This is a genomic window from Verrucomicrobia bacterium CG1_02_43_26 (assembly GCA_001872735.1).
Taxonomy (GTDB): Bacteria; Verrucomicrobiota; Verrucomicrobiia; order Opitutales; family CG1-02-43-26; genus CG1-02-43-26.
Genome location: MNWT01000014.1, coordinates 86,004 through 102,466 on the forward strand (window position 1 = coordinate 86,004; position 16,463 = coordinate 102,466).

The 16,463-nt window shown below is 43.7% G+C and carries 10 protein-coding genes; 8 read left to right on the forward strand and 2 right to left on the reverse strand.

Going from position 1 to position 16,463, the window contains the following annotated elements; all coding sequences use genetic code 11:
• Positions 1–39 precede the first annotated feature (39 nt).
• Positions 40–1,401: a hypothetical protein gene (locus AUJ82_05285; protein ID OIO59644.1), complete on the forward strand. Its 1,362-nt coding sequence runs from the start codon at positions 40–42 to the stop codon at positions 1,399–1,401.
• Here AUJ82_05285 and AUJ82_05290 read toward each other — a convergent pair.
• Positions 1,382–3,541 (reverse strand): hypothetical protein, encoded by a 2,160-nt coding sequence (locus AUJ82_05290; GenBank protein OIO59645.1) that lies wholly within the window; start codon positions 3,539–3,541, stop codon positions 1,382–1,384. The two genes, AUJ82_05285 and AUJ82_05290, sit on opposite strands and share 20 nt — an antisense overlap.
• 100 nt (positions 3,542–3,641) lie before the next feature.
• Between AUJ82_05290 and AUJ82_05295 the strand changes: the two genes are divergently transcribed.
• A complete protein-coding gene (locus AUJ82_05295; protein OIO59646.1) occupies positions 3,642–4,856 on the forward strand; it encodes a hypothetical protein in 1,215 nt (404 codons plus the stop codon).
• Positions 4,853–8,017, forward strand: coding sequence for a hypothetical protein (locus AUJ82_05300; GenBank protein OIO59647.1), 3,165 nt, complete (start codon positions 4,853–4,855; stop codon positions 8,015–8,017). The genes AUJ82_05295 and AUJ82_05300 overlap by 4 nt, the downstream gene beginning before the upstream one ends.
• Positions 8,018–8,038: 21 nt before the next feature.
• On the opposite strand, the gene AUJ82_05305 is transcribed toward AUJ82_05300, so the two are convergent.
• Entirely contained in the window at positions 8,039–8,410 is a 372-nt protein-coding gene (locus AUJ82_05305) for a hypothetical protein (protein OIO59648.1), read from the reverse strand.
• Here AUJ82_05305 and AUJ82_05310 point away from each other — a divergent pair.
• From AUJ82_05310 to AUJ82_05330, 5 genes are all read left to right on the forward strand, one after another.
• Positions 8,409–10,127, forward strand: a complete 1,719-nt coding sequence (locus AUJ82_05310; protein ID OIO59649.1) for a hypothetical protein — start codon at positions 8,409–8,411, stop codon at positions 10,125–10,127. The genes AUJ82_05305 and AUJ82_05310 overlap by 2 nt on opposite strands.
• Positions 10,128–10,449: 322 nt before the next feature.
• Positions 10,450–11,103, forward strand: a complete 654-nt coding sequence (locus AUJ82_05315) for a cytochrome C (protein ID OIO59650.1) — start codon at positions 10,450–10,452, stop codon at positions 11,101–11,103.
• Positions 11,100–14,468 (forward strand): hypothetical protein, encoded by a 3,369-nt coding sequence (locus tag AUJ82_05320; GenBank protein OIO59651.1) that lies wholly within the window; start codon positions 11,100–11,102, stop codon positions 14,466–14,468. The genes AUJ82_05315 and AUJ82_05320 overlap by 4 nt, the downstream gene beginning before the upstream one ends.
• A gap of 9 nt (positions 14,469–14,477) precedes the next feature.
• Positions 14,478–15,902, forward strand: coding sequence for a hydrogenase (locus tag AUJ82_05325; GenBank protein ID OIO59652.1), 1,425 nt, complete (start codon positions 14,478–14,480; stop codon positions 15,900–15,902).
• 20 nt (positions 15,903–15,922) lie between these two features.
• Entirely contained in the window at positions 15,923–16,462 is a 540-nt protein-coding gene (locus AUJ82_05330) for a hypothetical protein (GenBank protein ID OIO59653.1), read from the forward strand.
• The last annotated feature ends 1 nt before the right edge of the window (position 16,463 follow it).

Here is a 16,463-nt window from a genome sequence, read left to right on the forward strand (position 1 = left end):
AGCATTGCTATTTTTGGGATTATAGTTTATTAAATTTACATGACGGATTGGGGGAAAGTTTTTGGTATATTTAAGGGAGAATCTAGGCGTTCTTTTGCCTTAGCATTGCCGATGATACTGGGGCAGATTGGGCAGGTTTCCTTAGGGTTGGTGGATACGGCTATGGTTGGCCGAGTGGGCATTGTGCCCTTGGCGGGGGTAGCCTTTGGGTCTAGTTTGCTATTGTTGTTGATGGTAATTGGCTCAAATTTATGTACATCCGTGCATGTTTTAGTATCACGCGCAACAGGAGAAGGTAAACAGAAAGAGGCATCTGATGTTTTACAACATGGTTTAATTGTAGGATTCCTGTATTCATTTTTGGTTGCTACCATGCTGCATTGGCAGATAGATGTTTTGGGCATGTTTGGCCAACCTGCTGATGTTGTTGAACAAGCAACGCCTTATACGATTTATACCTTATGGTCGCTTGTGCCCTTCATGTTATTTATGGGTTTCCGAAATTACTCGGAAGCATGGAACCACCCCTGGCCGGGATTTGTGGTAACGATCGTAGGCATTTTAGCCAATATTCTGTTAAACTGGATTTTTATATTCGGGGAGTGGGGAGCTCCTGCTATGGGCGCGGGAGGCGCCGGGTTTGCCACATTGCTCGCTAGAATACTGATGGTTGCGATGATCGCCTATTATGTATTTGCTTCCAAACGCTTTGTATTTAGGTGGCGCATCCGCGAGTTTATTTTTTGGAACGTGAAGTATATCAAATCGATACTGGCTATTGGGCTGCCTATAGCCTTTCAAGGACTTTTCGGGCTGGGCTTTTTATTTGCAACCACAGTCATGATGGGTTGGCTAGGTGCTAGCTATTTGGCCGCGCACCAGATCGCGTTGAATTATTGCGGTATTATATTTATGATTCCCCTAGGGCTATCTTTCGCGCTCTCCATAAGAATAGGAAACGCGATGGGCAGTAATAACCCGGAGAAAGCCCGCAATGTGGCGTACAGCGGGGTTGCTTTAGCGGCTATGATTATGGCATTTTTTGCGCTGTGTACGATCTTGACTCGCAATTACATACCCTTGGGTTTTGTGGACGATATGGAAGTGATTGCGATCACTTCGCAGTTGTTACTCATTGTTGCATTTTTCCAGATCATAGACGGCATGGATATCACGGGACTAGGGTCATTGAAAGGCTTTGCAGACGTGAGAGTACCCGCGGTGATTGTTGTTGTGACGCACTGGGTATTTGGCTTGGCTGTGGCCTATTTACTGGGTTTTGTATGGGATTACAAAGGTGCAGGCGTTTGGCTAGGATTGCTGACAGCAGCGACCAGTTGCGGGACACTGATTTGTTTGCGCTTACTTAAGATATGTAAACTTAATCTTTCCGTGCGCTGAGGTCTTCTAACGCATCCAACACAATTTGAGGAGTCAGAATAGTTGGCAGAATGATAGGATCTTTCTTAAGATCGGGAGAGTAGATCAGCGTGAATGGAATGCTGTTTCTGCCGAAAGATTCGAGTGTTCGTGTGATGAGAGGATCCCTACGCGTCCAGTCTGCCTTGACTGCAACGACATTCAATCGGTTAAATTCCTCCATCACCCTGTCTGAACTGAAAATTGCTTTTTTATTGGCTTGGCAGGTGATGCACCAGGCAGCGGTAAAGTCTACAAAGACATAATGCCCCTGTTTGCGAAGCTCTTGAACCATTTCCTGAGAATAAGGAGTCCACTCGATACCGTAATTTAATTCACGAGAAGGTTGCGGTAGATGCTCACCATTGGAATAGTCCTCGGAAGCTGAATAGATCATATAAAGCGCAAGTATGCCTAAGAGGACAGAAAAGAATAAACCACGCTTACGCACAACCAGAAGACGATCCAGTGCGCACCAACGACCATAAATCCAAGTAGCCAGAGCGATCGTTAATAACCCAAAAGACAGGATGGCCAGGGAGTTAATGTTTGTTTGAGAGCCAAAGATCCACATAAGCCATAGAGCCGTTGCGAACATGGGAAAAGACATGGCTTGCTTAAACGATTCCATCCATGCACCCGGTTTCGGTAGCTTACGAATCAGTTTAGGAGAAAAAGAGAGAATGATATAAGGCAAGGCCATCCCCATGCCCAGAAACGTGAACACTGAAAGGGAGATGGGAGCGGATTTACTTAAAGCGTAACCAAGCGCGGTTCCCATGAAAGGGGCAGTGCATGGGGTGGCAACGACTGTAGCCAGAACTCCGGAAAAAAAAGAACCCCGATAACCTGAAAAGGACAGCCTGCTGCCAATGCCCATAAAAGAAGTACCAAACGAGAATATGCCCGCTAGATTTAAACCTATGAGAATCATAAGCGTTGCCAGTATGCTCACAAATAACGGCGATTGAAGCTGGAAACCCCAACCGATTTGTTCTCCAGCAGCTCTAAGCGCAATGAGTAAACCCGAAAGTGCCCAAAAAGACATGAGGACACCAAGCCCGAAAACGAGCCCGTGTAGCTTAGCCTTTGCGGGGCTGTTGTTGGACTGATGGATGAAACCCAATGCCTTGATGCTTAGTATGGGAAAAACGCATGGCATGAGATTCAAAATAAGACCTCCTATAAAGGCAAAGGCGATGGCAGTTGTAATAGAAAAGGGGAAAGGTGCTTTAGGGTTAGGTGGTGCTGTTAAAGATTGTAATGTGTTAAGAAGAGCAGAATCCTCCTTTTGAAGCGGGACAACTACATACAAGCCTGTTGGAATGCCCTCTTTTGTCCAGCCATTTGCGTTATAAATAACCCCCTGCAACTGATCCTCGATAGCACAGTGGGCAACTCTTAGCTGGTAGTAAGTGTCGTGTTTGGTGAGCTCTTGCGGTGCGTTGGGATTGATCATAATCCAGTCATCAAAGTAATAGAGATCACTTAAGTTAGGATGAGAGTCATCTAACGGACGAATAATAAAATCAATAAAACCACCATCGAGAAAAGCCTGGACATCCCAAGTATCTAACATCTGAGGCCATAAGAGACGCGTGCGGTCGAATTCAGTTTTCCAGTGGTTATCCCATTGGGGTGGTTCTATGGAAACAGGAAGTTTGAGACTGACCGTTCCTGCACCTGGAAGACAAACATCTTGGCAAGCGACCCAGTCTATGTTTGCTTTTAATGTTACGAATTCACCTGGCGTGAGGTCTTCCGGCGGCGTGATCTCTGCCATCAAGAGTGTTTCACCTTCGTAGCCATAGTTGACGAGGCCGTTTAGTTCAAAAATTTTAGGCGTAGGCCATTGAACAAGGTCGTGAGAAAAGCCACTGGGAAGCTTGAAATGAATGCGAGTGGGTAAACCCGCGGTGCCGGGGTTATACCAATAGAAATGCCAGCCCGGATCAGGCTTAAAGACAACCGCGACCCAAAAAGGTTGGCCCGGCTGTATGGATTTGACCTCTGATACCAGTTCGATTCTGATACTTTCTTCCTCAATTGATTTTGCGAAGCATGAGAAGGACGCAGCCATAACAAACGCAAAGAAAAGGATATTTTTATAGAGGATACGCATGGTGAAATTTTAGGATATAGAAGACTGGCTGCAACTCTATATTATGTTTGCCCTCTAATGAATGTAGATCATATATTGATGTGGTATTTGAAACCTGTAAATGACGAAGAAAACTAAGTATTTATTACCCCCCGCAGTCATTCTCTTTGCCGTTTTTATTGCATGGGTGATTATTGCCCTGAAGCCATCGCCCGAGAAGAAAGGTGATGTTGCGGAACGGTTACCTATAGTGGAAGGCCTTGCTGTTAATCCCGAGACAGTCACGCTATACGTTTATTCGCAAGGGACGATTGTTCCGGCAACAGAGACGACTCTTCGTGCTGAGGTATCAGGGACGGTTAATTATGTTGCTCCAAATTATGTGGTAGGTGGTTTCTTTAAAAAAGGAGATTTGATTTTATCAATGGATCCAACAGAAGCACAATTGGCAGTAGCAAAGGCAGAAGTGGCGCTAACAAAGGCTAAGGTACAACTTGAAGAAGAAGAGGCTAGAGCCCTACAAGCGAAATTAGATTGGAAGACAATCGGAAGAGGAGAGGCATCGGACTTTGTTTTAAGAAAGCCTCAAATTCAAAATGCGCAGGCTGATTTAAAGTCGGCCCAGACGGGGGTAGCTGAAGCAAAACAGAAATTGAACGCAACGACCGTAAATGCTCCTTATGACGGTATTATTGGTAAAAAAATTGTAGAATTAGGGCAGAGAGTAACAGCTGAAGTATCTGAGTTAACTCAATTGTACGCGATTGATTCTTATGAAGTCAGATTGCCCTTGAGTAGCAGGGAAATGGCTTTTTTGGGAATAAGCCGTGGGTATCGGTTTGAAGATGATAGCCATTTGAATATTCCTGTTACCTTTTTTCTAAAAACAGGAGGGAACTGTTCTTGGAGTGGTGAAATTGTAAGAACGGAAGGAATGGTTGATATAAAAAGCCGTTTGGCATACGTTGTTGCCCGAATCAAGGATCCCTTTAGGCGTAATGCAGATAATGTGAGTGATTGTCCTGCCCTGAGTGTTGGAGAATTTGTGCAAGCAAAGATTAAAGGCGTGACGCTGCAAGCCGTTTATCGCGTGCCAAGGCAGGCATTGATTAATAATGACGCAGTCCGCGTAGTGGATAGCGAAGGGCGGCTCATTACAAAGCGAATTAAAATAGCACAAGTTGATCTTGATAATGTCATCATAACAGAAGGATTAGCAGGCGGAGACATTGTTTGCTTAACGGATGTGCCCTTTTTTGTCGAAGGTATGCGGGTGAATTTAAGATTGGTGAAGCAGGGGAGCGAAGACGCTAGCCTTGAAATAGTACGAAAATGATAGAGTGGTTTGCTAGGCATAAAGTTGCGGCTAATTTGCTATTGGGGCTGATTATTGTTTGGGGCTTGATAAGTGCCGGTAAGCTGAAGGTGGAACTCTTTCCAAAGATCAAGTTGGATTATGTTTCGGTGACGATGGAGTACAAAGGTGCCACTCCCGAGGACATGGAAGAGAGTTTTTGCGTAAAAGTAGAGAATGCGATTTATGATCTAGAGGGAATTAAAGAAATTACTGCTAACGCGTATGAAGGATCAGGAAGTGTCATAGTAGAGGTAGAAGATACCTACGATTCAAAAAAGCTTCGGGATGATATAAAGACGCGAGTAGAGGCTATTACATCATTTCCAGTTGATGCTGAAAGGCCACAGATAACTCTTTTAGATTCTAGTGCTGGCCAAGTGATGAAACTAGCCGTAACGGGACCCGCCGATCCCAGGACGCTGTTGCGTATTGCTGATCGCGTACGCGATGATCTCACGCATGTGCCGGGAATTACCTATGTCAAAATACTCAATGACTTAAGTGATGAAATTGTTATTGAAGTTTCCGAAATTACCCTTCGGGAATATAATTTGACCTTTGATGATATTACGCGTGCCGTGAACCATGCATCTCTTGATTTACCAGGAGGCGCGATTAAAGCGGATACCGGAGATACCTTAATTCGAACCAAGTCACAAGGATACACCCCGGAAGATTTTTCAAATATCACAATTATATCCCGCACTGATGGGACTCAACTCAAGCTAGGAGATATTGCAAAAGTAAAAGTCGCGTTAGAAGAGAAAAATATTATCACCCGCTCAGATGGCAACCCTGCGGTTATATTAAATATCATGGAAATAGGGCGGCAGAATGCCCTAGACGTGGCTGAAAAAGTTTATAAGTTCGTCGAAACGCCTCCTGATTATTTACCTAAGGAAATCAAACTATTACCCTTTTCTGATGCAACCTTCTATTTAAAAAGCCGTTTAGATATGATGATCAAAAACGGGGTTATGAGCTTGATTTTAGTATTTACAATCCTGTTATTGTTTATGCGCCCCTCATTATCTATTTGGATAACAATAGGGATACCCGCTTCATTTTTAGGAACCTTTATATTGATGCCTTGGCTAGGGATATCGATTAATCTGATTTCATTATTTGCCTTTGTGATGGTCTTGGGGGTTGTTGTGGACGATGCTATCGTAGTTGGGGAAAGCATTTTCTACACGTTTGAGAATAAGGGATATAGCGTTGATAGCGCTATTGAAGGGACATTACGCGTATCTACGCCGGTTACCTTTTCTGTGTTAACAACGGCAGTAGCCTTTATTCCAATATTAATGATTCAAGGTGTATTTGGGCAGATATTGCGTGCGCTACCCTTGATCGTGATTCCGACATTGATGATATCGTTGCTGGAATCAAAACTGATATTACCTCACCACTTAGCGTTGTCTCGCAAAGAAAAACTCCCTGCGAGAGGTTGGTTGAAATCTGTTACCTATGCGCGTGCGAAAGTTGCCTTATGGTTAGATTTTTGTATCAATAAAATTTACGAACCGATTCTTGGAAGATGCTTAAGAAGACCTGTGTTAGTCCTCTCCATCTTTCTTGCAGGTATTATTCTATGTGTGGGTGTAGTGAAAGGCGGGTGGGTGAAACTGGTCTTTTTCCCGAAGGTAGAATCAGACTTCATACAAGTCGCGCTCACGATGAATGAAGGTGTTTCTGCGGGGATGACGGAAGCGCAGATCGAGCGAATCAAGTCCACGTTGAAAGAAGTTGATGAGGATTTAGTAAACGAATTAGGGGGGCAATCTCCTATTAAATATGTGATATCAAACGTAGGATCATTGGCCTTAGGGTCGGGAGGGCCAAACCCCTTTCCCAAGACTTCTGCTGGGGACAACTTAGGCGAGATACTCGTGGAACTGGTAAAGGCTGAAGAGCGTCCCGGCGGCATCAAAGCCTCAGAGGTTACGCGACGTTGGCGAGAAAAAATTGGCGAGATTCCGGGATCAAAATATTTGACCTTTCGAGATTCCGGTGGCCCAGCTTCTGATATACCTATTAACATCCAGTTAATGAGTGATGATTTGGGAGAGTTGCGCGCTGCGGCAGATCTCTTGAAGTTGAAATTAGGGGAGTATGCCGGTGTAGTTGACATTAAGGATACTTTTTCAGAAGGAAAGCAAGAGGTTCGGTTAAACTTAAAAGAGTCGGCAGAATTGCTTGGGCTTACGCAAGAGGACTTGGCAAGACAAGCGCGCCAAGCCTTTTATGGAGATGAGATACAGAAGTTTCCTGGACGAAACCAAGACGTAACCGTTATGGTACGTTATCCTAAAGAAGAACGAAAGAGCCTCTATAATCTCGTGAATATGCGTTTGCGAAATTCTATGGGAGAAGAGATACCCTTTTATGAAGCAGCCGATATTGATTATACGAGAAGTTCGCCTGTTATTGAACGCGTCAACCGCAAGCGTGTCATAAACGTTGAAGCCAGTGTTTCGAGTGAGTTGGTTGATATCGAGTCTATTAAAGCAAAGTTAGGGCAAGAAGTATTACCCTCATTACTGAAAGATTATCATGACGTATCATGGCGTTGGTTTGGGGAAGCAAAAGACCAGGAAGAAACGATACAAGAGTTAAAACAAGGCTTTCTGCTCGTTCTGTTTTTAATGTTCGCGTTGATGGCAATACCCTTTAAGTCCTATTTACAACCCGTTGTGATTATGACGGTTATCCCTTTTGGCATTATAGGCGCAGTACTAGGCCATTTACTGTTTGGGTTTTCGATCAGCCAACTTTCGCTTTACGGCATGGTGGCACTTACCGGAGTTGTTGTAAATGATGGTATCGTTTTAGTTGACTGTATCAATAATCTACGCGCGGGAGGGAAAACGATAACAGAGGCAATACAAGAAGCGGGTTTGTTGCGCTTTAGGCCGATTTTATTAACGTCATTAACCACCTTTTTCGGGTTAATGCCCATTATCTTAGAACGTAGTTTGCAGGCACAGTTTTTGATCCCCATGGCAATTTCATTAGGTTTTGGAGTATTGTTCGCCACATTTATTACACTTTTATTGGTTCCGGCGGTTTATTTATTAATCGAGACAGGCAAAGCAAAGTTCTTAAATTGGTTGTGGCCAGACGTAAACCATTCTTGAAAAACGAGTTGGCGATTACGCTTATTGTGCCAGGAAAAACCATTTACTAACGAGGTTAAATTGATCAAAATAATCCTTTATATCAATATTTATAATGATCACAACTGAGCCAAAAGAACGCGTAATAGAGTTACCGTGTTGCTGTAAACCTAAGCCGAAAAAGACGACCTCACAAAACGAGAAAAAGCCAAAGACGTTTGTACAGATGGCTTGGCGGTTTGCTGTAGGATTCATTTTAATGGGACAGATGATGGTCTTTGGGCTGGCGATTAATATTACGCCACCAACATATGGATCTACCCCGTTTTGGGTGATCCACGGCGGATTGATTCTTTCAACCCTACTGGTCGTGCTTTTATTGGGTGGGAGCCTTTTTAGAGAAACATTCCGCATGTTTATGGAGAAACGCCTTTCTATTGAAGGTCTGTTTACCCTAAGCGCCGTGGGCGCGTTTGCGGGATCACTCGTTTGCACCTTGACGGGAAAGGGCGCTGTCTACTACGAAGTCGTCGCGATTGTCTTGTTTATTTATATGGTGGGTAAAATGCTCGGAAATCGATCTCGAGAAAAACTTTTTGAAGAAGTTGATAAACTACGAGCATCCTTTGACTATATATATATACAAACAACCGATACTACGGGACGAACACAAATCCCTTTAACTAAGCTAACGCTTGAAGATAGAGTGGTTGTCGCACCTGGAGAAGCGGTATGCGTTGATGGTATTATTGTCTCCGGTGAAGGCTTTGTGAAAGAAACCGCCTTTACAGGCGAGATTGAGCCCGTTTCTAAAAAAGTGGGAGACGAAGTATTTTCTGGAACCTATTCTGTAGACGGCTCGTTTATTATTCGCCCCAAGACACTCGATCGCAAAATCGACCTCTTGTTAAGCATGATAGAGGAAGCAAGGCAGACACCATCCGCATTGATGGAGCAAGCCAACCGATTAGTGAAATATTTTCTTCCTATTGTGGTTTTAATAAGCTTGGCAACCTTTATAGGCTGGACGATTTATGATTCCTGGATGCCAGCATTGATCAATAGTATGTCGGTTTTGTTAGTTGCTTGCCCCTGTGCCCTTGGCTTGGCGACACCCTTGGCAATTTGGAGTGGTTTGTGGAAACTAGCACAGTTAGGATTAGTCTCTAAAACAGGACAATTGATTGATGCCTTAGCAAAAGTCACGCATGTCGTCTTAGATAAAACAGGTACCCTTACTGAAGATGATTTATGCGTGAGCGACTTCATAGCATTAGGAGAGTACACAAATATACCAAACCAAGTGAAAGCGATTGTGCGTGCCGTGGAAAGCCCTATAGGGCACCCTGTTGCCAGAGCGCTTGCTGTATTACCTCAGGAATCCACAGGGGAATCCCTGTCAGTAGTATCCTCCCGGATTATTGCAGGCAAAGGCATCAAGGCGATTGTAGTAAACACGGATAATAAGACGCAGGAGATGGAAGTATTAATCGGTGAAAAGCAACTTATGCCACTGAATATAGCAGATGCCTTTAAAGCCCCGTTTAGCGACTCTAAAAAAGAGATATATGTTGCGATCAATAATCAACCTGCGGCAATTATACGATTAGACGAGGCCTTTCGCGAAACAACGCAAGATGCGCTTCTGGAGCTACAGAAAATGTCTCTTGCGGTTAGTATACTCACTGGAGACACGCACAAAAAATACAATGACGTGCATGGCGCAAAAATACTTTATGGGATAAGCCCTCAAGAAAAAGATGAATATATAAAAGATATTCAAGGAAAAGGTGATAAAGTGCTTTTTGTAGGAGATGGAATCAATGACGCGATTGCGATGTCTGAGAGCAGTGCTTCGATAGCCATGGGTGGAGCCTCTGAACTCGTGAAGTCAACTGCCATGGGAACGTTATTAAACAGCAACTTAAGTTTACTACCAAAGGCTATCGCACTCTGTCAAAGAGTACATCGCTCTGTCAGAGGAAGCGTTCTATATGCAGCAGGGTACAATATTATAGGCATGTCATTTGCCGCAGCAGGAAAGCTACACCCTGTGATCGCAGTGCTTATCATGCTCGTCTCTAGCGCCTTTGTGACATCGAGAGCTTTTAGAGCTGTACGGGAGCGGTGAAACGGGCTGCTAGATTGTTTCCAATAAGCGTTCTAATTATCAATTTTTTTATTTTCTGACTTGTATATGAAGATAACTTTGTGCTTACTATTCCTGAAGCAGTTTGAAATATAACAAATCTTTTTTAATCCCTCAAAATTCCTACACGTGAAAAAGCTGACTAGAAGAACGTTTTTTAAAGGGCTCTTTGCCACAGCAATCATCGGCACACTTTTGCCATGGTTTAGAAAGTCTGATACACGCAGTTATCCCTTAAACGCTTACAAAGAACCACGAGCTGTTCCACGCTCCAAAAATGCTTGATTACTTTTGCTAATTACCCATGGCTAATATTTTTCCAAAATGGTCTAACTCTGTTCCGCGCAAGGTCATAATTGCTTTGATTTTGCTGTTCGTTGCTTTAGTAGCGGGAATAAATTATTATCTTACGCCTAAATATGCCAATGTGGGCTATGAGCCAACGCAACCGGTTGATTTTGAACACAGTTTGCACGTTGGACAGTTAGGCATGGATTGTCGTTATTGCCATACTTATGTAGACCGTTCCGAACATTCAAATATCCCAGCCACCCAAACTTGCATGAATTGCCATAACCAAATTAAGACAGATTCGGATCGGTTGGCACCCATTAGAGCAAGTTATGAGTCCGGTAAAGCTGTCCAATGGGTTAAGGTGCATCATGCACCTGAATATGTTTATTTTAACCACGCGGTGCACGTAAATCGCGGTGTGAGCTGTGTGGAATGTCACGGCAAAGTCAATGAGATGAAAGTTGTTTATCAGGATAAATCATTGTCCATGACATTTTGCTTAGACTGTCACCGTAATCCAGAAAATTTTGTAAGACCTCTTAACGAAGTATATAACCTTGATTGGAAGGCGGAAAGTCCAGAAAAACAAAAGCAGCAAGGGCTTGCTTATGTACATGACTGGAAAATCACTCCTCCCGTAAGCTGTTCCGGTTGCCATCGATGAAATCAGATAATTTAAATAACGATAAAGAAAACAAAATGCCACAAGAAGAGACTCCAAATGGGCGCAATTATTGGCGTAGTTTAGATGAACTCACGGGTGCACCTGAGTTTAAGCAGTGGCTTGATCGTGAATTTCCTGAAGGTGCTTCAGAAATAAACGGCGTTGATAGACGTCAGTTTATGAAAATCATGGCAGCATCCTTTGCGCTTGCCGGTGTAGGCCTTGCGGGTTGCCGTCAGCAAACCGTCAATGTACTGCCTTATTCAAAGCAGCCGGAGCGGATTGTTCCTGGTGTTCCTATTTATTATACCTCATCCATGCCATCTGCGAAGGACAATATTCCTTTGCTCGTGGAAACGCATGACGCAAGGCCAACTAAGATTGAGGGTAACCCGAGTTATCTAGCTTATAATGGTGCGACAGATACTTTTTCCCAAGCGAGTATTTTAAATCTTTATGATCCTGATCGTGCTCAACGCAGCATGGATAATGATAAGGGAAAAGCGTTATCTAAGGCAGAAGTTTTAGATTTATTTACCTATATCAATCATCAATTTAGCGAAACGCAAGGGGAGGGGTTGGCCGTTTTAGCAGAGCCATCATCGTCTCCTACAAGAGCTCGATTGGTAAACGAGTTTAAAAAGAAATTCCCTAAAGCGGTATGGGCTGAATACGATCCTACCGTTGATAATAGTGCCGAAAAAGTATTGGGTCGCTTTTTCCAATACAGTGATCCGCTTGCAGATAAGATGCCGGATGACTTTATACGCCCGCAATATCATTTTGAGAATGCAAAAAGGATATTAGCAATTGATTCTGACTTTTTACATAGTGAGCCTGGCCAATTAGGTAATTCTCGTGCATTTGCAAACGCACGCCGCGTGCATACCACTAAGGATGCTTCTAAAATGAATCGTCTCTATGCGGTGGAAAGTAATTTTACGCTTACCGGAGGTATGGCTGATCACCGTTTGCGTTTGCCTGCTTCACATGCGACAGCCTTTACGCATTTAGTAGCTGCAGAAATTTTTGAACTAGCAGGCTGGGATTCTGCCGTGGTTGATGCTTTACGCCAAAAGGGTTCTGGATTAACTGTTGACCATAAGTGGATTAAGGAATGTGCGAGAGATCTTTATGATTATCGCAAGCAGTCCCTCATTATCGCAGGGGATGACATGCCTGAAGATATTCATTTCTTGGTGATGTTGATGAACAACCTTTTAAGCGCGGAAGGTGAGACCGTTTCTTATTCCAAATTACCTTCAGATCAAGCCATCAGCATAAAAGAGCTGGCCGACTTAATCAAAAAAGGTACTATTGGTACGTTAGTTGTGCTAGGCGGCAACCCTGTTTACAATGCACCAGCAGATCTCAATTGGCCAAAACTACAGAAGTCCATCAACCGTGTGACTCACTTGAGTTACTATTTTAACGAAACCTCCAAGCTGGCGAATGAGCATATCGCTGCTAATCATTATTTGGAGAGTTGGGGAGATGGTAGAGCGTATGATGGTACATATGTACCGGTACAGCCCATGATTCTGCCCTTATTTGATGGATTTACTGAGCTTGAGCTTTTAGCCAAAGTACTCGGTTTAAAAGATGCAGAGCCTTACGGTTTGGTTCGGGAAACGTTTGAGAGCATGAATCCCAATATCTCCATAGAAGAGTGGTTAGGATTAGGTGTTTTGAAAAACTCCGAGTTCCCCTATGTCTCTTTTAAGATTAGCCGTTCCCAAGTTGAAAATTTTGTAGAGCGAGCTGAAACGATTTCCGTTCCTCAGTTGTCTGAAGATAACTTAGAAGTTCGACTTGTTCTGAGTAACCAAGTTTTAGATGGTCGCTACAACAATAACGGTTGGTTGCAAGAGCTTCCGGATCCCTTGACAAAGCTGACTTGGGATAACGCGATTTCCATAAGCCCGCGATTAGCCAAGGAACTTACACAGAAGACAGGTCTTCCCATTGTGCCTAAAGCGAGCTTGATGAATGAGTTGGGCCAATTAGAGCACGATGCCAATTCTTTCTTGCGTGGAAAGGAACAAGCCTTCGTAGCTGAATTGACAGTCAATGGCAAAACAGTCAAAGGCCCATTACATGTGCAGCCTGGTTTAGCAGACTACACGCTTGTGATTCCCGTTGGTTATGGTAGAACAGTGACAGGAAATGTTGGCTCTGGTACCGGTTTTGATGCTTATCCACTCAGTATTGGAAGTATCAATACGCCTTTAGTTGGTGCGCGATTAAAAATAAGCGATGAAATTTACGAGCTTGCGAATACCCAAGAGCACTGGTCCATGGAAGGGCGCGCTATTCTTCGTGAGAGTACGGCAGACGATTATGCCCACAATCCAGACTTTGTTAACAAAATGGGCGTGGAATCCCATTCGCCTGCTATCTATGGAACTGCGAAGAATGATTCCCTGCAAAAGAAGGTAACCGAAATTCCTCGGGGAGGATCTCTTTATAAGACACCTGATTTTACAGGAGCACAGCAGTGGGGGATGAGCATAGACCTTAATACCTGTACGGGTTGTAATGCATGTGTGGTAGCTTGCCAAAGTGAAAATAATATTCCCATTATTGGTAAAGATCAAGTGCTTCGAGGTCGTGAGATGCATTGGATTCGTATGGATCGCTATTTCTCAAGCAACGACAACAATACGATGGAAATTCCTGAGGACCCTCAAGTTTCCTTCATGAGTATGCTTTGTCAGCACTGTGAATTGGCACCTTGCGAAACAGTTTGTCCGGTTAATGCCACTGTACACGATGAATCCGGCCTTAATGTTATGGCATACAATCGTTGCGTGGGTACACGATATTGCGCAAACAACTGTCCATATAAAGTTCGTCGCTTTAATTTCTTTGATTGGAACAAACGTGAAATTGATCATTTCTATGAAGGGCCTATGGGACCTTCCGGTATGCCTGAACTTCACAAAATGCAGAAAAACCCAAATGTTACGGTTCGTATGCGTGGTGTTATGGAAAAATGCACCTTCTGTGTACAACGAATTGAGGCTGCAAAAATTAATCAACGCGTAAAAGCTAAGGATTCGCCTGATGTGATGGTTCCGGATGGAGCGATCAAAACGGCTTGTCAGCAAGTTTGCCCAACAGAGTCTATCGTATTTGGTGATGTTGCGGATGCCAATACTCGGGTATCTAAATTGAAAGGCCTGGATATGAATTATTCTGTCTTGGGTTACTTGAATACCAGACCAAGAACAACTTACTTAGCAAAACTACGTAATCCAAACCCTTTAATGCCGGATTATTATCCCTTGCCGAACACTCGCTCGGAGTATGAAAAGCGTTATGGACATGGCGTTCCACATGAAGCTGAAGTTTCACACAACTAATTTCCAGATATGGCAGAGCTAACTATTTCAGAAAAAATCAAAGCGGTTAATCCGGCTATTCTACCCAGCATTGAGCCATCTAAGATGCCACGCAGGGTTTTGGTTGAGCACGATCGTGATTTTCGTTGGATTACCCACAAGATCTGTAACATAGTCGAAGAACCTACCCCTCGTTGGTGGTGGGTTTGCTTCATTGTCTCTATATTAGTGGCTAGCTTTACATTTGTTGGCCTTACCTACTTGGTATCCACGGGTGTTGGTGTTTGGGGATTAGCTAATCCTGTTAATTGGGGTTGGGCGATTGTAAACTTCGTTTTCTGGATTGGTATTGGTCATGCCGGTACCCTTATATCTGCTATCTTGTGCTTGCTTAAGCAGCAATGGCGCACCAGTATTAATCGTTCTGCCGAGGCAATGACGATCTTTGCCGTTATGTGCGCTGGTCTATTCCCGCTTTTCCACGTAGGTCGCGTGTGGTTTGCCTGGTGGTTATTCCCACTCCCCAATGCTAACTCAATTTGGCCTAACTTTAAAAGTCCTCTGGAATGGGACGTGTTTGCGGTGTCCACTTATTTTACCGTTTCCTGTTTATTTTGGTACATGGGAATGATTCCTGATCTAGCAACTATTCGGGATCGCGCAAAAGCAGTTTGGCGTAAGTATTTTTATGGTGTGCTTGCAATGGGGTGGCGGAACTCTAATAGACACTGGCAAAATTATGAAATGGCCTATTTGCTCTTGGCAGGTCTCTCAACTCCACTGGTTCTCTCTGTACACACAGTGGTTTCCTTTGACTTTGCGGTTTCACTAGTCCCTGGTTGGCATACGACCATTTTCCCACCATACTTTGTTGCGGGTGCTATTTTCTCAGGTTTTGCAATGGTGTTGTCCCTTATGCTTCCTCTGCGAGCCGTCTACAACCTACACGATCTGGTTACTCAGCGCCACATTGATAACATGTGTAAGATTATTTTGGCAACAGGCAGCATGGTGGGTTACGGCTATGCGATGGAGTTCTTTATAGCATGGTATAGCGCAAGCCCTTACGAAGGATTTACTTTTATTAATCGTGCGTTTGGTCAGTACTCATGGGCATATTATATCATGATTACCTGCAACGTAATTTCCCCGCAACTTTTCTGGTCTAAATGGATTCGCAACAACACAACGCTTGTTTGGATAATTGTGGCTTTTGTAAACGTAGGTATGTGGTTTGAGCGCTTTGTGATTGTAGTAACTTCATTAGCCAATGATTTTCTTCCATCGAGCTGGGGTTATTATTCACCAACGATCGTTGACATCTTTACTTTCTTCGGAACATTTGGCTTCTTCTCCGCATTGTTCCTTCTTTTCATACGCTTCCTGCCCCTTATGCCAATTGGTGAAATTAAGGCAGTGATACCGCAAGCAGACCCACATAGAGGACATCATTAAAAATTTATTAAGTAAGCAACATGGCAGACTCCAATAATATACACGGGCTAATAGCCCAGTTTGACGAGGCACCTGATGTCTTTGAAGCGGCAGCGCATGTTCGTGATGCCGGGTTTAAGCATTGGGATGTTTATACGCCTTACCCCATGCACGGTTTGGATCGCAATATGGGTCTTAAACGTTCTAAAGTACCATTCTTCACCTTTTTCGGGGGTATGACTGGATTCCTAACAGGTATGCTCATTGTTTGGTATATGAATGCTTACGATTATCCCTTAATTGTCGGCGGTAAGCCCTATTTCAGCCCCATTTTCCCCTTTCCGGTGTTCTATGAGTTGACTATTCTGCTCGCCGCATTCGGTACCTTTTTTGGTATGTTTATAACGAATAGACTACCACGACACAACCATCCTGTATTTGACTTTGAACCCTTTAGTCGGGCTTCTGATGATAAATTCTTTATCTACCTGAACGCCGATGACCCAAAATTTAACCTGGAACAAGCCACAAATCTTTTAAAAGAAAATGGTGGCAAGGACATTACACCTCTAAAGAACTAAC